Consider the following 24,145-nt stretch of genomic DNA (forward strand, 5'->3'; position numbering starts at 1 on the left):
GTCAACCGCTGCGATTCGGGCGCGCGGTGTGAGCAAGACGTTCGGCGAGGTCATCGCCCTCGACGGCGTCGACCTCGACGTCGCTCCCGGGCACATCCACGGGCTCGTCGGGCCCAACGGCGCGGGCAAGACCACGCTCCTCGGCCTCCTGCTCGGGCTGGTCGTGGCCGACGGCGGGACCCTCGAGATGCTGGGCGCGTCCGTGGGTCGCGCGTTCTCCGTGCCGGGCGGCGTCGCCGGGTTCGTCGAGGGCCCCGGGCTCTACCCGACGCTGACCGCCCGCCAGAACCTCGCGGCCCTCGCGTCCCTGCGCAGCGAGCCGACCGCCCGCGCAGCCGACGTCGACGCCCTCCTCGACCGGGTGGGGCTGCTCGAGGTCGCCGGTGACGCCGTCCGGGGCTTCTCCCTGGGCATGCGGCAGCGGCTCGGCCTGGCCGCCGCCCTGCTCGGTGAGCCGCGCCTGCTGGTCCTCGACGAACCCGCCAACGGGCTCGACCCGGCCGGCAAGCGGCAGGTACACGAGGTGCTCGCCGGCCTGGCCGAGGCCGGCACCACCGTGGTCCTGTCGAGCCACCGGATGGACGACCTCACCGCCCTGTGCGACGAGGTCACCCTGCTGTCCACGGGACGGGTCGTGTTCTCCGGTCCGGTCGCCAAGCTGGCCGCGGAGAGCGGCGACCTCGACCACCGGCTCGTCACCTCCGACCCTGTGGGCGCCCGCCGGGTCGTCGACGGCACGCCGTCGCTGAGCCTGGTCCCCGGCCGCCGCGCCCAGGCTCCGCGTGACGAGCAGGCGCTCGTCGTACGTGGTCCCGAGGCGGCCCTGGACGACCTGGTGGGGCGGCTGGTCGGCGCCGGCATCGCCATCCGCGAGCTCGGGCCGGTGGTGCCGCTGCTCGAGGCGGCCTTCCTCGCGCTGACGGGCACCGACGAGGAGGCAGCACGATGACCGCGACCGCGATGGCCGCGCCCACCCCGGTCCAGCCGGTGGCGCTGCGCCGGGGCTACCGCTTCGAGCTGGTCAAGCTGGCCTCGCAGTGGCGGCTGCGGCTGGTGGCCCTGGCCTGCCTGGTCGCCCCGGCTGTCTACACCGCCGTCGTCAGCAGGCAGACCTCCCTGCCCGCCGACGCCGTCTACGGCCGGTGGATGGGCCAGTCCGGCTGGGCCGGTTCCCTGGTGGTCCTCGCCTTCCTCGGGACCCTCGTGCTCCCGCTGCTCACCTGCGTCGTGGCCGGCGACGTCTTCGCCGTGGAGGACCGGCTCGGCACCTGGCGACACCTGCTGGTCGCGGTGCGCTCGCCCCGCCGGATCTTCCTCGCCAAGGTGCTCGCCGCGCTCACCGTGACCCTGGCGCTGCTCGCGGCGCTCGCCCTGTCGTCGGTCGTGGGCGGCCTGGCCTCGATCGGCAGCCACCCGCTGCCCGGCCTGGACGGGCACCCGATGGGCACCGGGCAGCTCGCCCGGACCGTCCTGCTGGCCTGGCTGGGCATCGTGCCGCCGACCCTCGCCTTCTCGGCGGTCGGCCTGCTCGGGTCGGTGGCCCTGGGCCGTTCGCCGCTGGGGCTGCTCATGCCGGTGGTCCTCGCGTTGGTTCTCGAGGGCCTGCAGCTGCTGCCCGTGCCCGTCGCGCTGCGGGTCGCGCTGCCGATGAGCGCGTTCACGACGTACCGCGGCCTCCTCACCGCGCCCGGCCAGTTCGGGCCCTTCTGGGTGGGGCTTGCGGTCAGCCTGGCGTGGACGGTGCTCGCGACGCTGCTGGCCTACCTCCTCTTCGTGCGCCGCGACTTCACCGGTGCGGGGCACGACGGCTCGGGCCGCCGCTTCCTGGTCCTGGGCGTGGCCCCCCTCGTCGGCCTGGCCGCCGTCACGACCCTCGCGGTGGCCGGTGCAACCGGCGCCACCGGGACCGGCATCGACCGGGCCAAGCTCGAGGCGGCCCTGGCCACCTCGTTCTCCCACCTCTACGTGCTGCAGACCGACGAGCTCCACCGCCCGGCCGTGACGGAGGAGCAGCTGCACACGACCGCCCGCTGCGACAAGGGCGGTGACCGGGCAGTCGACGCCGGTCCCGGCGCGGACTGGCGGTGCGTCGTCACGTGGACCCTCCCGGGTGCGACCGCGACCGGGAGCGCGGTCTACCAGCTCGACGTCGCCGCGGACGGCCGCTTCGTCGCCGACGGCGACGGGCCCAAGGAGGTCAACGGCTACTTCCAGCTCCACACCCCCAGCGGGGACGCCCCGAACCCGCTGTGGCAGTTCGACGGAGTCGTCGACCTGCTGGCAACCACCAAGGAAGGTTCTCGATGAATGTGACGCGCAACCGCGTGGCGAAGGCCGAGCGTCGGTTCTTCTCACGCACGCAGCAGGTCAGTGCCGTGGCCGCCGGCCTCGCCCTCGCGGTCAGCGGCGGTGTCGCCTACGCCACCACCGTCGGCTTCGGCCAGCGCCAGGTCGGCAGCGAGTACGCCGACGGCCTCCAGATCTCCTCCGACCAGGTCCTCGAGCCGCTCGGCGACCGCACCATGACGCCGTACGGCAAGTTCATGGGCTCCACCGTCAGCCCCGACGGCCGGTTCCTCGCCGCCACCTCGACCGACCGCGGCGTCTCGCTCCAGGTCTTCGACCTCGCCACCAACCAGCTGGTCTGGCGCGGCGGCTCCGCCTCCGGCGTCAACGCCAAGCTGTCCGACAACACCGTCGGCCAGGAGGGACCGCTCTACTCGCCCGACGGCAAGGTCCTGTGGATGCCGAACGCGACCGGTCTCACCAGCTTCCCGGTCAACGCCGACGGCTCCCTCGGCTCCGGCACCAAGGTCTCGATCCCCAGCCAGGGCGACCAGAAGACGCTGACCTCCGGCCTCGCCTACTCGGCCGACGGCGCCACGCTGTACGCCGGGGTCAACGGCCAGAACACGGTGGTCGCGATCGACCCGGCCGCGGGCACGATCACGCACACCTGGGACGTGGGGATCGCCCCGCGCCAGCTGAAGCTCGTCGGCACCAAGCTCTACGTCACCGACGAGGGCGGCCGCCGCGCCGTCGCCGGCGATGCGACCCAGGGCTCCTACGGCACCGACGTCCCCGCCGACCCCGTCCTCGGCACCTCGACCACGGGCGTGCTCAGCACCATCGACACGGCCAACCCCGCCGCCCCCGTCGGGCAGGTCAAGGTCGGCCTGCACCCGACCGCGATGTACGCCAAGGGCAGCGTCCTGTACGTCGCCAACACCAACGACGACACGGTCTCCGTGGTCGACACCACGACTGACGCCGTCGTCCAGACGATCTCGACCCAGCCCTGGCAGGGCTCGAAGGTCGGCTACGAGCCCGACGCCGTGACGGTCCAGAACGGTCGCCTCCTCGTCAGCCTCGGCCGGGCCAACGCGATCGCGGTCTACCGGCTCGGGCAGGGCGCCATCGACCCGGTCCGCTACGTGGGCCTCGTGCCGACCGACTACTACCCGGAGGAGATCGCGCCCGTGGGCGACCAGCTGGTCGTGACCAACCGCCGCGGCATCGACGCCCGTGGGCCGCTCCTCACCTTCAACGCCGGCTACGGCACCACGCCGGCGACCGGTCACGGCACGCACGGCACCACGGCCTCGCTGACCCGCTTCACCCTGCCCTCCGACAGCGACATCAAGGAGACCTGGACCCCCACGGTCTTCCACCAGAACGGCTGGGGCGACGCCGGCACCGACGTCAAGCACGCCTCCGGCACCCGGGCCAGCGCCGTGCCGGTGCCGAAGCGGATCGGTGACCCCTCGACCATCAAGCACGTGTTCATGGTGGTCAAGGAGAACCGGACCTACGACCAGGTCCACGGCGACATGCCCGAGGGCAACGGCGACGCGTCGCTGGCCCAGTTCGGCGAGCAGGTGACGCCGAACATCCACGCGCTGGCCCGCCAGTTCGGCCTCTACGACAACACCTACGACATCGGCACCAACTCCGCCGAGGGCCACAACTGGATCATGCAGGGCGACAATCCGGAGTACACCGAGTCGAGCGCCGGCGAGTACACCCGCAGCTATGACACCGAGGAGGACGTGCTCGGCCACCAGCGCTCCGGATTCCTCTGGACCGCGATCCAGGCGGCCGGCCACAGCGCCAGGAACTACGGCGAGTTCCTCTACACCGAGGGCAAGCCGGCGGGGACCTGGCAGCAGTACTACTGCGCCTCGAGGAGCGTCGAGGACGGCGGCGACCCGGCCCAGCTCACCTCGCCGGAGCTCAAGGGTGACTACGGCTCGGTGATCCCGTCGCTCAACGACATCACGAACCCGACCTCCCCGCCGTTCGACCTGTCGATCCCCGACCTCTACCGCTACCAGATCTGGAAGCAGGACTTCGAGAAGTTCGGCCCGGCCGACTTCAACATGCTCTGGATGTCCGACGACCACACCGGCGGGCCGGTCTCGGCGCGGTCCGAGGTGGCGGGCGGCGACCTCGCCCTGGGCAAGGTCGTGCAGACGATCTCGCACAGCCCCTACTGGAAGAACTCCGCGATCTTCGTGGTCGAGGACGACAGCCAGAACGGCGCCGACCACGTCGACGGGCACCGCGCGCCCATCCAGGTCATCAGCCCGTGGGCCGCGCACGGCAAGACCGTGTCGACGTACTACTCGCAGATCTCCATGGTCCGCACCATCGAGCAGATCCTCGGTGCGGAGCCGCTGAACCAGAAGGTCGCCGCGGCCACGCCGATGTTCGACGCGTTCCAGGCCACGCCCGACCAGACGCCGTTCACCGCGAGGCCCAACCGCATCTCGCTCACCGAGAACATCGCCACGCCGCCCTCGTGCGGTCTCGACACCCCCGCGAGCAGCGGTGCGGCCGCGGCGGCACCCGTCCCGGCGAAGTACGTCGCCTACCAACAGGCCTGGCAGCAGTGGGCGGCGAGGCAGCACCTGACCGGCGCCCACGCCCGGCCGGACTTCGCCAACCCCGAGCAGATGAACCGCTACACCTGGTACGACGCCCACGACCGGAGCACGCCCTACCCGGGTGACCCGAAGATCTACCTGCCCCAGCAGGTGCCGGGCGCTGCGCTGCCCGGGTCGGACACCGACTGACCGATCGAGTCGGCGCAACTGCCGGGCCACACCGCGGCAGTTGCGCCGGCTCGACGGGGGTCAGGAGTCGAGCCACTCCCGGATCGACTCGTTGTGCTGCCCCAGGGTCGGGGGAGCGGCGTGCGTGGCGCGCCCGCCGGAGTAGGGGTTGTCATCGAAGCGGATCGGGGAGCCGGGGATCTTCAGCTTCCCCTGCGTGGCGTGCTCGACGTCGAGGAGAAGGTGCTGCGACAGCGTCTGGTCCCACGAGTAGACGTCGTCGAGGGAGCGCACCTTCCCCGACGGCACCCCGGCCTCCGACAGCAGCGCGAGCCAGTGCTCCGCAGGCTGGTCGGCGAAGAGCGTCTCGATGCGCGCGATCAGCTCGTCGCGGTGCGCGACCCGCTCCACGTTGGTGGCGAAGCGGTCCTCGGCGGGGTCCCAGCCGAAGGCGCCGCACAGCGCCCGCCACAGCCCCTCCGAGCCGCAGGCGATCTGGACGGGCGCGGTCTGCGTGGCGAACATGCCGTACGGCGCGATCGCGGGGTGGTGGTCGCCCGCGAGGCCCGGCACCTCGCCGGCGACGGTCCACCGGGTGCCCTGGAACGCGTGCACGCCGATCATGCCGGCGAGGAGCGACGTACGCACCACGCGGCCGCGGCCGGTCGTGCTCCGCTCGTGGATGGCGGCGAGAACGCCGAAGGCGCCGTTCATGCCGGCCAACAGGTCGGCGATCGGGACGCCGACCTTGGTGGGCTGGGTCGTGCCGGTGATCGACATCAGGCCGCCCTCGCCCTGCGCGATCTGGTCGTAGCCGGACCGGGTCGCCTCGGGGCCGTCGTGGCCGAAGCCGGTGATCTGGAGGACGACGAGGCCGGGGTTGATCTCGTGCAGCCGCGACACCGGGAAGCCGAGTCGGTCCAGCACGCCGACACGGAAGTTCTCCATCAGCACGTCCGCGCGTGCGACCAGCCGGGCCAGGACCTCCTGGTCCTCGGGCTTCTTCAGGTCGAGGACCAGCGACTCCTTGTTGCGGTTGGTCGAGAGGAAGTACGTCGACTCCCGCTCGTCCTCCTCGCCGATGAACGGCGGTCCCCAGCCCCGGGTGTCGTCGCCGGTGGGCGACTCGATCTTGATCACCCGCGCGCCCATGTCGCCCAGCATCATGCCGGCGTGCGGGCCGGCCAGGGCGCGGGTCAGGTCGAGCACGATCAGGTCAGCCAGGGGTCCCTCGGTCATGGGCTGAGCCAATCACGCACGGCCACCGCCGAGAACGGCAGACGTTCACAGTGCTGTCGGCGCCGGATGATTGAGTAACGACATGCAGCCGACGACCTACCGCCTCGTGCGTCCCGACGTCGTCACGGAGCTGCCGACCCTCGACCGCCACCAGCAGCAGGTCGTCGACCACCCCGGCGGGCCGCTGCTCGTGCTCGCCGGCCCGGGCACCGGCAAGACCACGACGCTGGTCGAGGCCATCGTCGACCGCATCGAGCACCGCGGTGCCGTGCCCGACCAGGTGCTCGCCCTGACCTTCAGCCGCAAGGCCGCCGAGCAGCTCCGCGACCGCGTCACCGCCCGCCTCGGCCGCACGATGAGCACCACCCTGAGCTCCACGTTCCACTCCTTCGCCTACGGCCTGATCCGCAAATACGCGCCCGCGGAGCTCTACGAGGCCCCGCTCCGCCTGCTGAGCGCCCCGGAGCAGGACGTCGTGCTGCGCGAGCTGCTCACCGACAACCCCGAGTCGGTCACCTGGCCCGAGTCGCTCACCCGCGCGCTCGGCACTCGCGGGTTCGCCCGCGAGGTGCACGCGGTGCTGTCCCGCGCCCGCGAGAAGGGGCTCGACGGGCGGGCGCTGCACACGCTCGGCGTCGAGGAGGGGCTGCCGGAGTTCCAGGCGGCCGGCCTCTTCCTCGACCAATACCTCACCAACCTCGACTCCCAGGGCGCCATCGACTACGCCGACCTGATCCGCCGGGCGACCATCGAGGCCGAGGCCCACCGCGACGAGCTCCGGGCGCGGCTGCGCCACGTCTTCGTCGACGAATACCAGGACACCGACCCCGGCCAGGTCGCCCTGCTCCGGGCCCTGGCCGGCGACGGCCGGGACCTCACGGTCGTCGGCGACCCCCACCAGTCGATCTACGCCTTCCGCGGCGCCGAGGTGCGCGGCATCCTCGACTTCCCGACCGACTTCCCGCAGGCCGACGGTCGCCCGGCCGACGTCGTCGCGCTGCGCACCACCCGGCGGTTCGGCCCGCGCCTGCTCGTGGCCTCGCAGCGGGTGGCCCACCGCCTCGCCCTGCCCGGCAGCATCCCGACCGAGGCGCGCGAGGCGTTCCTCGCGCCGGAGGCCGTGGCCGGCCCGCTCGGCGACGGCCGGGTCGTCGTCCGCACCTTCGACACCGAGCGGGCCGAGGCCGAGCACCTCGCCGACCTGCTCCGCCGGGCCCACCTCGAGGACGGCGTCCCGTGGGACGACATGGCCGTCCTGGTCCGCTCCGGCCGCACCTCCATCCCGCCGCTGCGCCGCGCGCTCGGTGCGGCCGGCGTGCCCGTCGAGGTGGCCAGCGACGAGGTCCCGCTCGTCCGCGACCCCGCGGTGCTGCCCCTGATCGACGCCCTCCGGGCCGTCGTCAACCTCGACAACGACGAGCCCGACCACCTCGACCACATCGACCCGTCCCGGGCCGAGGCCCTGCTGCTGGGCCCGCTGGGCGGCCTCGACGCCGGCGACGTACGCCGCCTCGCGCGCCGTCTCCGGACCCGCGAGAAGGCCCTGAGCCACGAGGAGGCCCGGTCGCCACTGCCCAGCCGCGAGCTGGTCCGCAAGGCCGTCGTCGACCGCCACTTCCTCGACGGGCTAGACGGGCCGGAGGTGGTCAAGGCCCGGGCCCTGACCCAGCTGCTCGTCGACGCCCGCGAGGAGCTGGCCGGCGGCGCCTCGGCCGAGGAGCTGCTCTGGACGCTCTGGTCCCGCACCGGCTGGCCGCAGCGGCTCCGGCGCTCGGTCGACCTCGGCGGCGGCGCGGCCCGGCGTGCCCACCGCGACCTCGACTCGGTCTGCGCCCTCTTCGACATCGCGGCCCGGGCCGAGGAGCGCCGCGACCACGTGGGCGTCCGGGCGTTCCTCGCCACCCTCGTGGCCCAGCAGATCCCGGCCGACACGCTGGCCGACCGCGGCGCCCGCGGGGCGGCGGTCCGTCTGCTCACCGCCCACCGCTCCAAGGGGCTCGAGTGGCGGCTCGTGGTGATCGCCCACGTCCAGCAGGACGGCTGGCCCGACCTGCGCCGACGCTCCACGCTCCTGCAGGCCGACCGGATCGGCCAGGGCCACGTCGTCCCTCCCGTCTCCAGCCGTGAGCTGCTGATGGAGGAGCGCCGCCTCTTCTACGTCGCGGCCACCCGTGCCCGGCAGCGCCTCGTCGTGACCGCGGTCGCCAGCGCCGACGACGAGGGCGAGCAGCCCTCCCGGTTCCTCGACGAGCTCGGCGTCACGGTCGAGAAGGTCGTCGGCCGGCCGACCCGTCCGCTCTCCATGTCCGGCCTCGTCTCCGAGCTCCGCCGCACCCTCGCCGACCCCGACACCAGCGAGCCGCTCCGCGAGGCCGCGGCCCGGCGACTGGCCCGGCTCGCCGGCGAGACCGTCGGCCAGCGCCAGCTCGTCCCCAGCGCCGACCCGTCGACCTGGTGGGGCACCCGCGCCGCCAGCCGCTCGGTCCAGCCGGTCCGCGAGCCCGACCAGCCGGTGCCGGTCTCGGCCAGCGTCCTGGAGGGCCTCGGGGTCTGCCCGACCCAGTGGTTCCTCGAGCGCGAGGCCGGGGGAGTGGCGCGCGCCCACCAGTCCGCCAACCTCGGCGAGATGGTCCACGCCCTGGCCCAGCGGGTCGCCGACGGCGAGCTCCCGGCCGGCCGCGACGACGCCGACCTGCTGATGTCCCACGTCGACCAGGTCTGGGAGCGCCTCGACTTCCGGACCCCGTGGTCCAGGGCCCGCGAGCACGACCGGGTCCGGGCCGCGTTGGCGCGCTTCCTCGCCTGGCACCACGACAACCGGCGCACCCTGCTGGCCACCGAGGCACAGTTCTCCACCGTCGTGGGGCTCCACGATGGCGAGCAGGTCCGGCTGACCGGCTATGCCGACCGCCTCGAGCTCGACTCCGACGGCAAGGTCGTCGTCGTCGACCTCAAGACCGGCCGGCGCCCACCCACCAACAAGTCCGTCGAGGGCCACGTCCAGCTCGGCCTCTACCAATACGCGGTCGACCACGGTGCCGTCGACGAGACGGTGCCCGGGGCGGAGGCCGGCGGCGCCGAGCTCGTCCAGCTCGGCGTCATCGACGGCGGGCCCGACGCGCTGGTGCAGCGCCAGCCCGTCCAGCCCGAGGACGGCTCCCAGCGCGACGACCTGCGCGCCCGGCTCGCGCACAGCGCGGTGCTGCTCCGCACCGAGACCTTCCCAGCCGTGGCCGGCGACCAGTGCCGCGACTGCTCCTTCGTGCCCATCTGCCCCATCAAGAGCGCAGGACCGGTGACCTCCCAGTGAGCACGACCAGCACCACGACCGCCGCCACGCGGGCCATCCGGACCCCCCAGGACCTCCAGGCCGTCATGAGGACGGCCTACGCCCCGAGCGAGCAGCAGTGGGCGGCGATCTCCGCGCCGCTCACCCCCGCGGTCGTCATCGCCGGCGCCGGCTCCGGCAAGACCACGCTGATGGCGGCGCGGGTCGTCTACCTCGTCGTCACCGGCCAGGTCCGGCCCGACGAGGTGCTCGGCCTCACCTTCACCACCAAGGCGGCCAGCGAGCTGCGCGGCCGGATCCGCAAGGCGCTCAAGGAGGCCGGCGCGCTCGAGGAGCCCGAGCAGACCGGTGACGACGGGCCGGCCGACGTCCTCGAGCCGACCGTCGCGACCTACAACGCCTACGCCTCGGGGCTCCTCACCGACCACGGCCTGCGCATCGGCCACGAGCCCGACACCCGCGTCATCACCGACGCCGCCCGCTACCAGCTCGGCGCCCGCGTGGTCGACCGCTACACCGGCGTGGTCAACCACCTCACCGACCACCCCGAGACCGCGATCCAGAACCTCCTCGCCCTCGACGGCGCGATGAGCGAGCACCTCGTCGGACCCGCCGACGTGCGCGCGGCCGACGCCGCGGCCCGCGCCGGGTTCGCGGCGGCGCTCGCGGAGGAGGAGGCCGGCAAGGGCCGCAAGACCTACCGCGAGCCGCTCGAGAAGGCGATCTTCGCGATCGACCGGCGCGACGAGCTGCTCGGCCTGGTCGAGGCCTACCGGCGGCTCAAGCGCGACCTGGGCCTCATGGACTTCTCCGACCAGATCGAGCTCGGCGCCCGGCTCGCCAGCGACCAGCCCGACGTGGGGGCCAGCGAGCGGTCGAAGTTCAAGGTCGTCCTGCTCGACGAATACCAGGACACCTCCGTCGCCCAGGCCACGATGCTCTCGCGGCTCTTCTCGGGGCCCGACCTCGAGCACGGCCTCGGCCACGCCGTCACCGCCGTCGGCGACCCCAACCAGGCCATCTACGGCTGGCGTGGTGCCTCGGTGTCCAACATCCTCAACTTCGCCGACACCTTCCCGGCTGCCGCCGGCGACGTGCCGACCTACCCGCTGACCGTCAACCGGCGCTCCGACCGGCGGATCCTCGACGTGGCCAACCGGCTGGCCGCCCCGCTCTACGACCGCTACGACCAGGTCGAGCGGCTCGTCGCCGCCGACGGTGCCGCCGACGGCTCCGTCGCCGCGGCGGTGTTCCCGACCCACGCCGACGAGCTGGTGTGGCTGGTCGAGGCCGTGAAGGCCGCCCACCACGAGTCCTGGGCCGACATCGGCGTGCTGACCCGCGACAACTCCCACGCCGAGGACGTCTTCGACGCCCTCACCTCGGCCGGCATCCCGGTCGAGATCGTCGGCCTGTCCGGGCTGCTCCGGCTGCCCGAGGTCGCCGAGATCGTGGCCACCCTCCACCTGCTCCACGACGTCACCGCCAACGCCTCGCTGCTCACCCTGCTGACGGGTCCGCGCTGGGCGATCGGCCCGCGCGACCTGCGCCTGCTCAGCCGTCGGGCCAACGAGATCGCCGGACGGTCCGGCCGCGGCGCGGCCCCCGCCTCGGTCACCGACCACCTCGTCGAGATCGCCGACGGCATCGACCCGGCCGAGATCCCCTCGCTCGACGACGCCCTCGCCGACCCGGGGGAGCACCCCTACTCCGCCGAGGCGCTGGAGCGGTTCGCGCTGCTCTCCGCCGAGCTCCGGATGCTCCGGCAGGCCGTCGGCGAGCCGCTCCTCGACATCGTCCGACGGATCATCGACACCAGCGGCACCGATGTCGAGCTGGCCTCCGCCGTCAGCCCCGCCGCAGCCGCGCGCCGCGACAACCTCGACCTGTTCGTCAAGGCCGTCGCGGAGTTCCAGGCCGTCGACGGCGACGTCACCCTGCCCGCGCTGCTGGCCTACCTCACCGCCGAGGACGACCAGGGCAACGGCCTCGACGTGGCCACCCCGACCGAGGCCGACTCGGTCAAGCTGCTCACCGTCCACCGGTCCAAGGGCTTGGAGTGGGCCTCGGTGTTCCTCGTCGGTGTCTGCGAGACCCGCTTCCCCTCCAACAGGTCCCGCACCCTGTGGACCTCCTCGCCCTCGATCCTCCCGGCGCCCTTGCGCGGCGACGCCCCCGACCTGCCCCAGCTGGCCGGCTTCGACAAGGCCGCCCTCGACGCCTACCGCGCCGCGACCCGGGCGCACGACGCCGAGGAGGAGCTGCGCCTCGGCTACGTCGCCTTCACGCGGGCGGCCCACCACCTCGCGGTGACCTCCTACCTCTGGAGCCCGCGGACCACCCCGTTCGGCCCCTCCGACTACCAGCTCGTCGTCCGCGAGCAGCTCGACGCCTGGGGCGAGCCGGTCACCGACTGGCTCGACAAGCCGGTCAAGGGCGACCCCAACCCCTACGCCGCCGTCGACCCGTCCCGGCCCTGGCCGACGACCGAGACCGGGCTCGAGGCCGCACGCCGGATCGAGGCGGCACGCCGGGTCCGCGAGGTCGACCCGGAGGCGGCGGACACCGAGCTCGACATGATCGAGTCCGCCCGGGTCGCCGACTGGGACATCGAGCTCGAGCGGCTCGTGGGCGAGGCCCGCCAGGAGCGCTCCTCCGACATCTCCGTGGAGCTGCCCAGCAGCCTGTCCGCCACCGCCCTCGCCCGGTTGCGCGACGACCCCGAGCAGTTCGCCCGCGAGCTGGCCCGGCCGATGCCGCGCCCGCCGTCGTCGGCGGCCCGCTTCGGCACCCGCTTCCACGCCTGGGTCGAGGCCCGGTTCGGCCAGCAGGACCTCTTCGACTTCGACGACCTGCCCGGCCGCGCCGACGCCGGCATCGACGACGACACCGACCTCAAGGACCTCATCGCGACGTTCGAGGCCGGGCCGTTCGCCACCCGCATCCCCCACCAGGTCGAGGCCCCCTTCGCCCTGGTGCTGGCCGGCCAGGTGGTCCGGGGCCGGATCGACGCGGTCTACACCGAGACGCTGCCCGACGGCAGCGAGGGCTTCCTCGTCGTCGACTGGAAGACCAACCGCACCGCCACCGCCCACCCGCTCCAGCTGGCCCTCTACCGGGTGGCCTGGGCCGAGCTGCACGACGTGCCGCTCGACCGGGTCCGCGCCGCGTTCTACTACGTCCGCACCGGCGACGTCGTCGCCCACGACCGGCTGCCCGGCCGGGCCGAGCTCGAGGGCCTCCTCGCGGGAACGGGGACGGCCTCCTAAGGTCGGACCCATGAGCAAGCCGGTGATCGTGGTCGTGGCAGCGGGTCCGGGGGTGAGCGGGTCGGTTGCCCGCCGGTTCGCGGAGGACGGCCACGACGTCGGCCTGATCGGGATCGACGACGGCCCGCTGGCCGAGCTCAAGGCCAGCATCGACGGCGCCGACGTCCAGACCGTCGTCGCCGACCTCACCGACACCGAGTCGGCGACCCACGCGATCCGGACCCTCGGCGACCACTTCGGCCGCATCGACGTCCTCCACTTCAACCCCAGCGCCTTCCGCGAGAAGGACCCCCTCGAGCTGACCGTCCCCGAGCTGCTCCAGGACGTCGCGCTCGGCGTCGGTGGGCTGCTGACTGCCGTCCAGGCCGCCCGGCCCTACCTCTCGCGCGGCGGCCGGGTCACGGCCACCGGCAGCATGGCCGCCGACCAGCCGTGGCACCGCGCCGCCTCGCTCGGGGTCCAGAAGGCCGGGCTCCGCAACCTCGTGCTCAGCCTCGACAAGACCCTCGAGCCCGACGGGATCCGGGCGGTGTCGGTGACCGTGCGCGGCACGCTCGCGCGCGAGGGTGCGTTCACCCCCGACCGGGTGGCCGAGGCGATCCACGCCGCGGCGACCCAGGACGAGGCCGGTTGGCAGGCCGAGGTGCCCTACTCCGGCTGAACGTCAGCCGGTGGTGCTGAGCGACTCCCCGTCGAGCCACCGGGCCACGCCCCGGGCGGCGGTCCGGCCGGCTCGGTTGGCGCCGATGGTGCTGGCCGACGGCCCGTAGCCCACCAGCTGGACCCGTCGGTCCGCCACCGCGGTGGTGCCGTCGAGCTGCACGCCGCCCTGCGGGGAGCGCAGGTGCAGCGGCGCCAAGTGCCCGATCGCCGGACGGAACCCGGTCGCCCACAGGATCACGTCGGCCGGCTCGAAGGACCCGTCGGCCCAGCGCACGCCCCCGGGCTCGACGGCGGAGAACATCGGCCGGCGTGCGTAGGCACCGAGAAGTTCGGCGGCCCGCTCCTGCTCGCGCAGCGCCAGCCCCGTCACGCTCACGACGCTGGCCGGCGGGAGGCCACGGCGTACCCGCTCCTCGACCAGCGCGACGGCCCTGCGCCCCGCGTCGGGCGTGAAGTCGTCGGTGCGCCACACCGGCTCGCGCCGGGTGACCCAGATCGTCTCCGTCACGGGGGCCAGCTCACCGAGGAACTGCACGGCCGACGCGCCGCCGCCGACGACCACGACCCGTCGGCCGCGGAAGCGCTCGGCGCCCCGGTAGCCCGCGGTGTGCAGCTGCTCGCCGGCGAAGGTCTCCATGCCGGGGTAGCGCGGCACGAACGGGTGCGACCACGTGCCCGTCGCGTTGACCAGGGTGTGCGTGGTCCAGGCGCGGTCGCCGGCATGGACCACCAGCACGCCCGCGTCGTCGGTCACACGGTCCACCCGGACCGGCCGGAGGACGGGGAGGGCGTGCTTGCGCTCGTAGTCGGAGAAGTACGCCGGCACCACGACGTTCGCGCGGCGCTCCGACAGGCCGGGAGAGCCCGAGTCGGGCAGCGCCGCGACCCCGTGCACGTCACGCATCGTCAGCGAGTCCCAGCGGTGCTGCCAGGCCCCGCCGGGGGCGGGGTCGGAGTCGAGGACGACGTGGGAGATGCCGAGCCGTTGCAGGTGGTAGGACGAGGACAAGCCGGCCTGGCCGGCGCCGATGACCACCGAGTCGAGGACGTCCACGGCAGGTGAACGCCCGGGGGTGCCCGGTTAGTCCCGGTCGAACGCCGCGCCCAGGGCGATGTCGATCATCGCGCCGAAGGTCTGCTCGCGCTCCTGGGAGGTGGTCTCCTCGCCGGTCACGATGTGGTCGGAGACCGTGTCGACGACGAGCGAGCGAGCGCCGTACTTGGCCGCGAGCGTGTAGAGCGCGCTGGCCTCCATGTCGACGGCGAGCACGCCGTACTCCACCATCCGGCCGACCAGCTCGGGCCGCGGGTGGTAGAACGAGTCGCCCGCGAAGACCAGGCCGACGTGCACGGTCGCGTCGCCGGACACCTCCTCGGCGACGTCGTGCGCCGCGCGGAGCAGGCCGAAGTCGGCCACCGGGGCGTAGTCGAGGCCCTCGAACCGGATCCGGTTCATCGAGGAGTCGGTGCAGGCACCCGAGGCGATCACGATGTCGCGGATCGCGAGCTTCTCGCTCAGCGCGCCGCACGAGCCGACCCGGATCAGGGTCGTGACGTCGTACTGCGACATCAGCTCGTGGGCGTAGATGGCGAGGGAGGGCTGTCCCATGCCGCTGCCCTGGACCGAGACGCGGTGCCCGCGCCAGGTGCCGGTGTAGCCGTACATGCCGCGCACCTCGCTGTAGCAGCGGGCGTCGTCGAGGAAGTTCTCCGCGATCCATCTGGCACGCAGCGGGTCGCCGGGCATGAGGACGACGGGCGCGATGTCTCCGGGCTGTGCTCCGATGTGGGTGCTCACGTGGGGGCAGCCTAGGGCACTCCAGGGTGAGGACTAGCCTCGACCGCGTGACCTTCCCGCACGTGAAGCTGTCCGCCAACCCGCACGACCGCAGCGGCGTACGCCGCGGCGACGAGGCCTGGCTCGACGAGAGGTGGTCCGACCCCGACAGCCGGGTGCTGGTCGTCTCCGGGACCCGGATCCGGCCCGTCGACGGCCGCCTCGACTGGGTCTCGCCGCAGGAGGCCCCCGACGGGCTGCGCGTGCTGCTCGGCGAGCAGGACGGCCGCACCTGGTTCGCCGTCGTCGTCGACCCGGCGGTCGCGCCGGGGGAGAAGTCCGAGTGGTTCGGGCTGCGCGGCGTGCTGCCGCACCTGGCCGACGGCGGGCTGCCCGAGGCCCCGCTCGTCTTCCACGCGATCGGGCTCGCGGAGTGGCTCTACGCCACGAAATACTGCCCCCGCTGCGCGGGTGGCCTCGAGCCCCGCAACGCCGGCCACGAGCTCGTCTGCACGAGCTGCGGCAAGGCGCAGTTCCCGCGGACCGACCCGGCCGTGATCATGCTCGTCACGTCGGGGGAGCCGAGCTCGGAGTCCGAGCGCTGCCTCCTGGGTCGCCAGGCGGTCTGGCCCGAGGGCCGCTACTCGACGCTGGCCGGCTTCTGCGAGCCGGGCGAGACGCTGGAGGACGCCGTACGCCGTGAGGTCGCCGAGGAGGTCGGCGTCCGGGTCGGCGCGGTGGAGTACTTCGGCAACCAGCCCTGGCCGCTGCCGGCCAGCCTGATGCTGGGCTTCATCGGCCGCGCGGAGTCCACCGACATCCGCGTTGACGAGGACGAGATCGAGGACGCGCGCTGGTTCACCCGCGCGGAGATGAAGGCGGGCGCCGAGGACGGCTCGCTGGTGCTCCCCGGCGGCGTCTCGATCTCCCGCTCGCTCGTCGAGCACTGGTACGGCGGCCCGCTGCCGGGCACCTGGTAAAGAGCGGCGGGTGAGCGTCAGCTGGCCAGCTCGGCCAGCTTCTCCTTGACCTGGATCAGCGAGGGGTTGGTGTGCGCGGACCCGTCGGAGTAGACCAGCGTCGGCACCGTCTGGTTGCCGTTGTTGGCGGACTCGACGATCTGCGCAGCCTCGGGGTTCTGCTCGATGTCGACGACCTCGAACGCGATCCCCTCGCGGTCGAGCTGCCCCTTGAGGCGGTGGCAGTAGCCACACCACGGGGTGGAGTACATCGTGAAGGAACCACTCATTCGAACTGTCGCCTCCGGCGTCTAGGGTCGTGCAAGTCAACGAAGTCCCAACCATCCTTCCCCAGGAGTTGTTCCTCCATGCCCACCCCCGACGACCTTCTTGCGGCGCTCGACCCGGAGCAGCGCCGGGTCGCGGAGGCGCTGCGCGGTCCGGTGCGGGTGCTGGCGGGTGCCGGCACGGGCAAGACCCGCGCGATCACCCACCGGATCGCCCTCGGGGTGGCCACCGGCGTCTACGCGCCGACCGAGGTGCTGGCCGTCACGTTCACCACCCGCGCCGCGGGTGAGATGCGGGGCCGGCTGCGGGCGTTGGGCGCCGGCGGGGTGCAGGCCCGGACCTTCCACTCCGCGGCGCTGCGCCAGCTGCGCTACTTCTGGCCCACCGTCCACGGCACCGAGCTGCCCCAGCTGATCGAGTCCAAGATCGGCCTGCTCGCCACCGCCGCCCGCAAGCAGCGGTTGAGCGCCGACCAGGCGCTGCTGCGCGACCTCGCCTCCGAGGTGGAGTGGGCCAAGGTCAGCAACGTCCACCCCGACGACTATGCCCGCGTCGCGCCCACCCGGGGACGCTCGGTGACCGGCCACGACGCCGACACGGTGGCGCGCGTCTTCGGCTCCTACGAGGACGTCAAGCGCAGCCAGGGCCGGATGGACATGGAGGACGTGCTGCTCTTCAACGCCGGCATGCTCGCCGACGACGAGCGGGTCGCCGCCCAGGTCCGCCGCCAGTACAAATGGTTCGTCGTCGACGAGTTCCAGGACGTCTCGCCGATCCAGTCCGCGCTGCTCGACCTGTGGCTCGGCGGCCGCGACGAGCTGTGCGTGGTCGGCGACCCGGCGCAGACCATCTACTCCTTCGCCGGCGCCAACGCCTCCTACCTGCGCGACTTCGCCCAGAAGCACCGCGGCACCACCTCGATCGAGCTGGTCCGCAACTACCGCTCCAGCCCCGAGGTCGTGCAGGCCGCCAACACCCTGCTCGCCCGCTCCGCCAGCAAGGGCGTCGAGCTGCGCGCCCAGCGCCCCTCCGGCCCGGCGGTCACCTACACCGCCCTGCCCGACGAGGTCGCCGAGGCCCAGCACGTCGCCGCCCGGATCGCCAAGCTCCGCGAGCAGGACCGGCCGCTGGCCGAGGTGGCCGTCCTGTTCCGCATCAACGCCCAGTCCGAGGCGTTCGAGGACGCCCTCACCAGCCGCGGCATCCCCTACGTCATCCGCGGCGCCGCGCGGTTCTTCGACCGTCCCGAGGTGCGGGAGGCCGTCACCCGGCTCCGGGGGGCCGCGCGCTCCGGCGAGGGCGGCGAGGGCCCCGAGGGCCTGCTCGAGACCGTCCACGGCACCCTGGCCGGCATGGGCTGGACCCAGCAGGCGCCCACGACCCGCGGCCAGACCCGCGACCGATGGGAGTCCTGGCACTCGCTGGTCAGCCAGGCCACCGAGTTCGCCAAGACCGACAGCGCCGACCTGGGCAGCTTCGTCGACGACCTCGACCGACGCGCCTCCGAGCAGCACGCGCCCGTCGCCGACGGCGTCACCCTGGCCACGTTCCACGCGGCCAAGGGCCTCGAGTGGGACTCGGTGTTCCTCTGCGGCCTCCAGGACGGCACCCTCCCGATCACCTACGCCGAGGGCCCGGCCGCCATCGAGGAGGAGCGCCGCCTGCTCTACGTCGGCATGACCCGCGCCCGGGTCGACCTCGCGCTGTCCTGGGCACTGGCCCGCAACCCCGGCGGTCGCGGCAGCCGCAAGCCGTCGCGCTTCCTCGACCCGCTGCTGCCCGAGGACCACAAGGTCGAGCAGGCCGCCGCCCGCAACCGCAAGGTGGCCAGCTGCCGCGAGTGCGGCAAGCCGCTGCACACCGGCCCGGAGAAGAAGCGCGGTCGCTGTGAGGACTGCCCGGCGTCCTACGACGAGGAGCTGTTCGAGCGGCTGCGGGACTGGCGCAAGGAGCGGGCGGGGGAGGAGAGCGTGCCGGCCTTCGTGATCTTCACCGACGCGACCCTCCAGCTCATCGCCGAGCACCGGCCGACGACGCCCGAGGGGATGCTGAAGATCAGTGGTATAGGCCGGTCCAAGCTCGACAAGTACGGCGACGACGTGCTCGCCCTGCTCCGCTGAGGGCCGATTTCCAACTTTTTTCGAGAAATACCCAGTAAATCGTTTGCCCATTACACGGAACGCGCGATAGTTTTCCAGCACAGCAACCCGCGCACACGGCCCTGACAACGCCGGCGCCCGACTCACCGAAGGAGGTGGCCCTGATGATCAGCACCAAGACCCAGATGACGGTTCAGATCCCGTCGTCCTTCGGCATGCCCGCATCCGGCCACGCCTTCGCGACGACCCAGGGCATCTGCGGCACCCCGGTTGCGACCACGTCCGTGCTCCGCGACCGCAAGGCCGCCCTCGTCATCACGGGAGCCCCGGGCTACGCCCAGGGCACCTTCCCGGGGACCACTGCCTGGAGACCACCGACCTGTTGACACCGTCAACAGCATCGGCAGCCTCCAGGCCGCGGAACCCTCACCGGGATCCGCGGCCTTTCTGTTTCCCCGGACGAGTCGCACGAACCCCCAAGTTTCCTGCAACACCCGACGCGATCAGGTCAGACGAAGGAGGTGACACATGACCATCAGCGTTCTCGACCGCAACGATGGGGCTGCCGAGCCGACCCTGGGACATCTTCATGACCAGGCCGGCCAGGTGGACGTCGAGCTGCTGCCGTGCCGGGCCAACAACCCGGAACTGTGGTTCGCCGAATCTCCCGCCGACGTGGAGTTCGCCAAGACGCTCTGCCAGGACTGCCCGGTCCAGGCACTGTGCCTCGACGGCGCTCTCGAACGACGTGAGCCCTGGGGCGTCTGGGGCGGTGAGCTCTTCCTCCAGGGAGTGGTGATCCCCCGCAAGCGGCCCCGCGGCCGCCCTCGCAAGAACGAGGTGGCCGCGTAAGCGTCCGCCGTCGCCCGACAACGAAAGACCTGGAACTCATCCCATGAACACTGCACAGAACCGGAGCACCACCATGAGTCTCATGCACGAAAACCTGGCCCGCGCGCAAATGTCCGCGCGCCTGGGAGAGGCGCAGCAGTTGCGACAGGGTCACCTTCTGGCCCGTTCCCGCCGACTCAGCCGCAAGGCCGAGCTGGCCGCGCAGCAGGCACGTCTCGCCCTCGCCCGCGCACTGTAGGACCGGAGCACGGCGCCCGTCGGGCGCACCTCTCCGGGCAGGAACACCTGATCGCGGGTGACACAGAGAGCCGGGCACGACGCCGTCGTCGTGCCCGGCTCTTGTCATGCCCCGTGGCAGGCGGTGGGGCGTAGGTTGGCGCCATGACGCAGTCCGTGACCACCTGCGACTTCTGTGGACGCCAGGAGCAGGACGAGGCGAAGACCCTCACGTGGAGCATCTCGGTCGAGAACGGCCGGCGGCGCACCTACTGCGACACCTGCTCGCGCGCGAACCTGCGCGCCATGGAGGGCAAGCTCGACAGCGAGTACTGGTAGTCCCGGCTACCCGGCCAAGGCGTCGCCCCACGCGCAGCCGCAGTGCGGATGCCGGGCGTACGTCGATCGCCGCGGCAGCGACGTACCGCCCGTCGCACCGACCTCGAGGGTGGCCGACCACGTGGCTGGCTCGTCACCGTCGAGCACCCCGACCACCTCGCGGACGGCCCACGCCAGCGTGAGCGCCGTCCGGACCGGGTCTCGCGGCTCCGGCCCGGGCGCGGGACGGTCCGGCCACTGCTCGAGCAGCAGCGAGCGCCGCGGATCGGCGTCGGCGTGGTGGGCGTCGACGCAACGGGTGCAGGCGGTGGTGCCCGGCACCACGAACGGGCCGACGACGCCGCCGGACACGACCAGGTGGGGGAGTCCCTCGCGGACCAGGTCGTCGAGGTCGGCGCGCGGCACCACCGTGTCGGCCGCGACCACGACGAGGTCGGCGTCCTCCTCGATGGGCTCGACCCCGGACCGCAGCAGCAGGTCGGTGAGCGGTGTCGCCAGGTCGGGCGCCGCGTGCACGGCCACCCGCGCGCCGCGACGGGCCGCGAGCCGGCGCAGCGCGTCGGTGCCGTGCTCGGCGAAGACCGACGCCGTCGCCGCCCGGTCCGCCGCCGCGGCGAGCGCGGCGTCGAGCGCGGCGGCGTCGACCAGCAGTCCGGCCTCGTGCAGGGCGGCCAGGGTGCGGTGACCGATCGGGGAGGACGGACGCACGGGCGTGCCTCGGCGCAGCCCCTCCAGCAGGGCCCGGACCTCGGACAGGTCGGGGACCACGAGGCGGCGGGGCGGGTCGATGCCGACCTGGAGGTGGTCCTCGTCGCGGCGCAGGACGCGCAGCCCGGGCAGCAGGACCGGCCGCGCTGGCAGGCCTTCGGGGAGCAGGGTCATCCCGGCACGATGGCACGGGAGCCCGATGGCCCGCCGACGCTCTCCACAGGCGCTCGGCTCACCAACCCCCGAAATGGCCGACGGCGCCGCCGGTCACGTGGACCGGGCGGCGCCGCCGTCTCAACTCGTGGGGCGATCTCTCGCGATCAGGCCTTGCCGAGGATGCGGTTGAGGTTGGTGCTGCAGACGGGGCACACGGCCTTGGCCATGCGGGTGCCCTTGTCGTTGACCTTGACCTCGCCCTCCGCCTCGCGCTTCTCCTTGCACTTCACGCAGTAGAACTCGCCGCTCCAGGTCTCCGCCATGACGGCCTCCTTGCCTATGTATTTCTTTCGGTCGTCGCGACGGGGATAAAGGGAAGCCCGCCGGAAGCCCAACAGCGGATGCCGTCGAGCCGCCTCGACCCTACGGCACACGCCCGCCCAGCGTGCGCAGGCGCACCGTTTTGCGTGAAGCGGGTCACGGCGTGTCGCGAGCGCGCTCAGTACGTTGTGCGCATGTCGACCACCCCTGAGAAGACCCTGCCGCACCTGCGCGTCGAGCGCCCGCGTGACGGCGTGGTCCTGCTGACCCTGGACAACACCGAGATGCGCAACGCGATGTCGGACGAGATGACCTCCTCCTGGGTCACCGCGATCGACGGGATCGCCGCCGACCCCAGCGTGCGTGCGGTCGTGGTGACCGGGGCCGGATCGGCGTTCTGCTCGGGCGGCAACACCAGCTGGATCGCCAGCGAGCCGGACGCCTCCGTCGACCGCCTGCGCACCCGGATGCTGGCGTTCTACCGGTCCTGGCTGTCGATCCGGAAGCTCGAGGTGCCGACCATCGCCGCCATCAACGGGCCCGCGATCGGCGCCGGGCTGTGCATGGCGCTCGCCTGCGACATCCGGTACGCCGCCTCCGGCGCCCGCATGGGCGTGCCGTTCGTGAAGCTCGGGATGCACGCCGGCATGGCCGGCACCTACCTGCTGCCCAACGTCGTGGGGGAGGCCCACGCCCGCGACCTGCTGCTCACCGGGCGCGTCGTCGACGCCGACGAGGCGCTCCGCCTCGGCCTCGTCTCGCGGGTCGTCGAGCCGACGAGCTTCCTGGACGAGGTGGTCGAGACCGCTGCCGGGATCGCCGCGACCGCGCCGATCGCCAGCAAGCTGACCAAGCTCGCGCTCCAGGGCGGCGGCCACGCCGACGTCGAGAGCTGCCTGCAGTGGGAGGCGATGGCGCAGCCGATCACGCTGGCAACCGAGGACCTCCAGGAGGGCATCCGGGCCGCGCAGGAGAAGCGGGCGCCGGAGTTTCGGGGCCGCTGACATGAAGAGACCCCCGAGCCCGTCTCGCGACACGTGCCTTCCCCTTGCTCGTGTCGGTCGACGGGTCGGGGGCCTCGTCTGCCGCAGACGCTACGAGCGCGTGAGGGCGCGGTCAACGAAGTCCACCGGATCCGACTCCCAGCCTGTGGACAACGTTGTGGACAACCCTGTGGACGAGGCGGCCGGACCGGTGGAGAACCGGCGTCCGGCCGGGAGAACGCTGTGGACTCGTGCGGCGCCGGGGCGACGTACGGCGCGCTGACCAGCAAGAATGTCTGTCCACGGGCTGTGGAGAAAAGAAATCGGGAGGTCCAGGCGTGTCGGAGGCGTACGACGGGGGCGCGGTCGCGGCCCTGCGGAGGATCGCCTTCCTGCTGGAGCGGGCGCGCGAGGACACCTACAAGGTCAAGGCGTTCCGCGGCGCGGCCGCGGCGATCCTGCCGATGTCCGACGACGAGGTGGCGGCGGCGGTCGCCGACGGGACGATCACGAAGCTGCCGGGCGTCGGCGCGAGCTCGGCGAAGGTGATCGCCGACGCGGTGGCCGGCGTCGTGCCCGAGCGGCTGGCGAAGCTCGAGGCCGAGCACGGCGGACCGCTGACCACCGGGGGTGCCGACCTGCGGGCCCGGCTCCGCGGCGACCTGCACTCCCACTCCGACTGGTCCGACGGCGGCTCGCCGATCGAGGAGATGGCCTTCACCGCGATCGAGCTCGGCCACGACTACCAGGTGCTGACCGACCACTCGCCGCGCCTGAAGGTCGCCCGCGGGCTGAGCGCCGAGCGGCTGGCCCGCCAGCTCGACGTCGTCGACGCCGTCAACGACCACCTCTCCGGCACCGGCTTCACGCTCCTGAAGGGCATCGAGGTCGACATCCTCGACGACGGCGGGCTCGACCAGACCGACGAGCTGCTGGCCCGCCTCGACGTCCGCGTCGCCAGCGTCCACTCCAAGCTGGCCATGGACGCACCGGCGATGACGAAGCGGATGATCGGCGCGATCCGCAACCCGCGGACGAACGTCCTGGGCCACTGCACCGGCCGGCTCGTGACCGGCAACCGCGGCACGCGCCCGGGCTCCCAGTTCGACGCGGAGGCGGTCTTCGCGGCGTGCGTCGAGCACGATGTCGCGGTCGAGATCAACGCCCGCCCGGAGCGCCGCGACCCGCCCACACGGCTGCTGGAGCTGGCCCGCGACGTGGGCTGCCTGTTCTCCATCGACAGCGACGCGCACGCCCCCGGACAGCTCGACTTCCTCGTCTACGGCTGCGAGCGGGCCGAGGCGGCCGGCATCGACCCGGACCGCATCGTCAACACCTGGCCGCAGGAGCGCCTGCTGAGCTGGGCGAACGGTTAGTTTGAGCCATGACCACCGAGCCGCCGCGACCCGAGGTGGAGGTACGTCGCTCCAAGCGTCGCCGGCGTACCGTCTCGGCCTACCGCGACGGCGACCGGATCGTGGTGATGATCCCCGCCTCGCTCTCCCGCAAGGAGGAGGCCGAGTGGGTCGAGACGATGCTGGCGCGGCTCGAGCGGTCCGAGAAGCGCCGGCGTCCCTCCGACGACGTGCTGCTGCAGCGCGCCCTCGGGCTCAGTGACAAGTACCTCGGCGGGCTGCCCCGGCCCGAGTCGGTGCGCTGGGTGGAGAACCAGAGGTCGCGGTGGGGCTCCTGCACGCCCGGTGACCGCACGATCCGGCTCTCGGCGCGGCTGCAGGGGATGCCGGCCTGGGTCATCGACTACGTGCTGGTCCACGAGCTCGCGCACCTGCTGGAGACCGGCCACGACGCGAAGTTCTGGGCGTGGGTCGACCGCTATCCCCACGCCGAGCGGGCGAAGGGCTACCTGCTCGGCTGGTCCGCCGCGGCGAAGCTGACGCTGCCGCCGGGCTACGAGGCCGACTGAGCCCGGCGG

21 protein-coding genes are annotated in these 24,145 nt (G+C 72.8%); 15 read left to right on the plus strand and 6 right to left on the minus strand.

The window, feature by feature from the left end; all coding sequences use genetic code 11:
- Positions 1 to 28 precede the first annotated feature (28 nt).
- Genes FB382_RS03655 through FB382_RS03665 form a run of 3 tightly spaced genes read left to right on the plus strand, consistent with a single transcriptional unit; the run spans position 29 to position 5,075 of the window.
- Positions 29 to 949: an ABC transporter ATP-binding protein gene (locus FB382_RS03655; RefSeq protein WP_343055474.1), complete on the plus strand. Its 921-nt coding sequence runs from the start codon at positions 29 to 31 to the stop codon at positions 947 to 949.
- Positions 946 to 2,307 (plus strand): ABC transporter permease, encoded by a 1,362-nt coding sequence (locus FB382_RS03660; RefSeq protein WP_182536896.1) that lies wholly within the window; start codon positions 946 to 948, stop codon positions 2,305 to 2,307. Before FB382_RS03655 ends, FB382_RS03660 begins: the two co-directional genes overlap by 4 nt.
- Positions 2,304 to 5,075 carry a bifunctional YncE family protein/alkaline phosphatase family protein gene (locus FB382_RS03665; RefSeq protein ID WP_182536898.1) on the plus strand — a complete coding sequence of 924 codons (2,772 nt, stop codon included), beginning with the start codon at positions 2,304 to 2,306 and terminating at the stop codon, positions 5,073 to 5,075. The genes FB382_RS03660 and FB382_RS03665 overlap by 4 nt, the downstream gene beginning before the upstream one ends.
- A gap of 60 nt (positions 5,076 to 5,135) precedes the next feature.
- Here the strand turns inward: FB382_RS03665 and FB382_RS03670 are convergent, their stop codons facing one another.
- A complete protein-coding gene (locus FB382_RS03670) occupies positions 5,136 to 6,293 on the minus strand; it encodes a CaiB/BaiF CoA transferase family protein (RefSeq protein ID WP_182536901.1) in 1,158 nt (385 codons plus the stop codon).
- 82 nt (positions 6,294 to 6,375) lie between these two features.
- On the opposite strand from FB382_RS03670, the gene FB382_RS03675 reads away from it, so the two are divergent.
- From FB382_RS03675 to FB382_RS03685, 3 genes are read left to right on the plus strand one after another with little or no spacing between them, the layout of a single operon-like run.
- Positions 6,376 to 9,603 (plus strand): ATP-dependent helicase, encoded by a 3,228-nt coding sequence (locus FB382_RS03675; protein ID WP_182536902.1) that lies wholly within the window; start codon positions 6,376 to 6,378, stop codon positions 9,601 to 9,603.
- Entirely contained in the window at positions 9,600 to 12,851 is a 3,252-nt protein-coding gene (locus FB382_RS03680; protein ID WP_343055475.1) for an ATP-dependent helicase, read from the plus strand. Before FB382_RS03675 ends, FB382_RS03680 begins: the two co-directional genes overlap by 4 nt.
- A 10-nt stretch (positions 12,852 to 12,861) precedes the next feature.
- Entirely contained in the window at positions 12,862 to 13,512 is a 651-nt protein-coding gene (locus FB382_RS03685; protein ID WP_182536904.1) for an SDR family oxidoreductase, read from the plus strand.
- Positions 13,513 to 13,515: 3 nt separating this feature from the next.
- Here FB382_RS03685 and FB382_RS03690 read toward each other — a convergent pair whose 3' ends face one another.
- Together FB382_RS03690 and deoD are read right to left on the minus strand one after the other, a co-directional pair.
- On the minus strand, positions 13,516 to 14,568 hold the full coding sequence (locus FB382_RS03690) for an NAD(P)-binding domain-containing protein (protein WP_182536906.1): 1,053 nt from the start codon (positions 14,566 to 14,568) through the stop codon (positions 13,516 to 13,518).
- A gap of 27 nt (positions 14,569 to 14,595) precedes the next feature.
- On the minus strand, positions 14,596 to 15,312 hold the full coding sequence (gene deoD, locus FB382_RS03695; protein WP_182536908.1) for a purine-nucleoside phosphorylase: 717 nt from the start codon (positions 15,310 to 15,312) through the stop codon (positions 14,596 to 14,598).
- 47 nt (positions 15,313 to 15,359) lie between these two features.
- On the opposite strand from deoD, the gene nudC reads away from it, so the two are divergent.
- A complete protein-coding gene (gene nudC, locus FB382_RS03700) occupies positions 15,360 to 16,271 on the plus strand; it encodes an NAD(+) diphosphatase (protein WP_182536910.1) in 912 nt (303 codons plus the stop codon).
- A 17-nt stretch (positions 16,272 to 16,288) separates the two neighbouring features.
- On the opposite strand, the gene FB382_RS03705 is transcribed toward nudC, so the two are convergent.
- A complete protein-coding gene (locus tag FB382_RS03705) occupies positions 16,289 to 16,540 on the minus strand; it encodes a mycoredoxin (protein ID WP_125038496.1) in 252 nt (83 codons plus the stop codon).
- Between the two features lie 78 nt (positions 16,541 to 16,618).
- On the opposite strand from FB382_RS03705, the gene FB382_RS03710 reads away from it, so the two are divergent.
- From FB382_RS03710 to FB382_RS03730, 5 genes are all read left to right on the plus strand, one after another.
- Positions 16,619 to 18,658 (plus strand): ATP-dependent DNA helicase UvrD2, encoded by a 2,040-nt coding sequence (locus tag FB382_RS03710; protein WP_182536912.1) that lies wholly within the window; start codon positions 16,619 to 16,621, stop codon positions 18,656 to 18,658.
- Positions 18,659 to 18,801: 143 nt separating this feature from the next.
- A complete protein-coding gene (locus FB382_RS03715) occupies positions 18,802 to 19,023 on the plus strand; it encodes a hypothetical protein (protein ID WP_182536914.1) in 222 nt (73 codons plus the stop codon).
- A 142-nt stretch (positions 19,024 to 19,165) separates the two neighbouring features.
- Complete coding sequence (locus FB382_RS03720) at positions 19,166 to 19,489, plus strand: WhiB family transcriptional regulator (protein WP_125038493.1); 324 nt, start codon at positions 19,166 to 19,168, stop codon at positions 19,487 to 19,489.
- An 82-nt stretch (positions 19,490 to 19,571) separates the two neighbouring features.
- Positions 19,572 to 19,727, plus strand: coding sequence for a hypothetical protein (locus tag FB382_RS03725; RefSeq protein ID WP_246377084.1), 156 nt, complete (start codon positions 19,572 to 19,574; stop codon positions 19,725 to 19,727).
- Positions 19,728 to 19,870: 143 nt separating this feature from the next.
- Positions 19,871 to 20,044 carry a hypothetical protein gene (locus FB382_RS03730; protein ID WP_182541638.1) on the plus strand — a complete coding sequence of 58 codons (174 nt, stop codon included), beginning with the start codon at positions 19,871 to 19,873 and terminating at the stop codon, positions 20,042 to 20,044.
- A 6-nt stretch (positions 20,045 to 20,050) separates the two neighbouring features.
- Here FB382_RS03730 and FB382_RS03735 read toward each other — a convergent pair whose 3' ends face one another.
- Both FB382_RS03735 and FB382_RS03740 read right to left on the minus strand, forming a co-directional pair.
- Positions 20,051 to 20,926 (minus strand): hypothetical protein, encoded by an 876-nt coding sequence (locus tag FB382_RS03735; protein ID WP_182536916.1) that lies wholly within the window; start codon positions 20,924 to 20,926, stop codon positions 20,051 to 20,053.
- Positions 20,927 to 21,072: 146 nt separating this feature from the next.
- On the minus strand, positions 21,073 to 21,231 hold the full coding sequence (locus FB382_RS03740; protein WP_091115022.1) for a DUF5679 domain-containing protein: 159 nt from the start codon (positions 21,229 to 21,231) through the stop codon (positions 21,073 to 21,075).
- Positions 21,232 to 21,423: 192 nt separating this feature from the next.
- Between FB382_RS03740 and FB382_RS03745 the strand changes: the two genes are divergently transcribed.
- From FB382_RS03745 to FB382_RS03755, 3 genes are all read left to right on the plus strand, one after another.
- The gene (locus FB382_RS03745) at positions 21,424 to 22,233 is read left to right on the plus strand and encodes an enoyl-CoA hydratase/isomerase family protein (RefSeq protein ID WP_182536918.1); all 810 of its coding nucleotides are present in this window, start codon (positions 21,424 to 21,426) and stop codon (positions 22,231 to 22,233) included.
- 317 nt (positions 22,234 to 22,550) lie between these two features.
- A complete protein-coding gene (locus tag FB382_RS03750) occupies positions 22,551 to 23,588 on the plus strand; it encodes a PHP domain-containing protein (protein WP_182536920.1) in 1,038 nt (345 codons plus the stop codon).
- An 8-nt stretch (positions 23,589 to 23,596) separates the two neighbouring features.
- Positions 23,597 to 24,136 (plus strand): M48 metallopeptidase family protein, encoded by a 540-nt coding sequence (locus FB382_RS03755; RefSeq protein WP_182536922.1) that lies wholly within the window; start codon positions 23,597 to 23,599, stop codon positions 24,134 to 24,136.
- Positions 24,137 to 24,145 lie beyond the last annotated feature (9 nt).

Origin of the sequence: Nocardioides ginsengisegetis (assembly GCF_014138045.1) — a bacterium.
Classification (GTDB): Bacteria; Actinomycetota; Actinomycetes; order Propionibacteriales; family Nocardioidaceae; genus Nocardioides; species Nocardioides ginsengisegetis.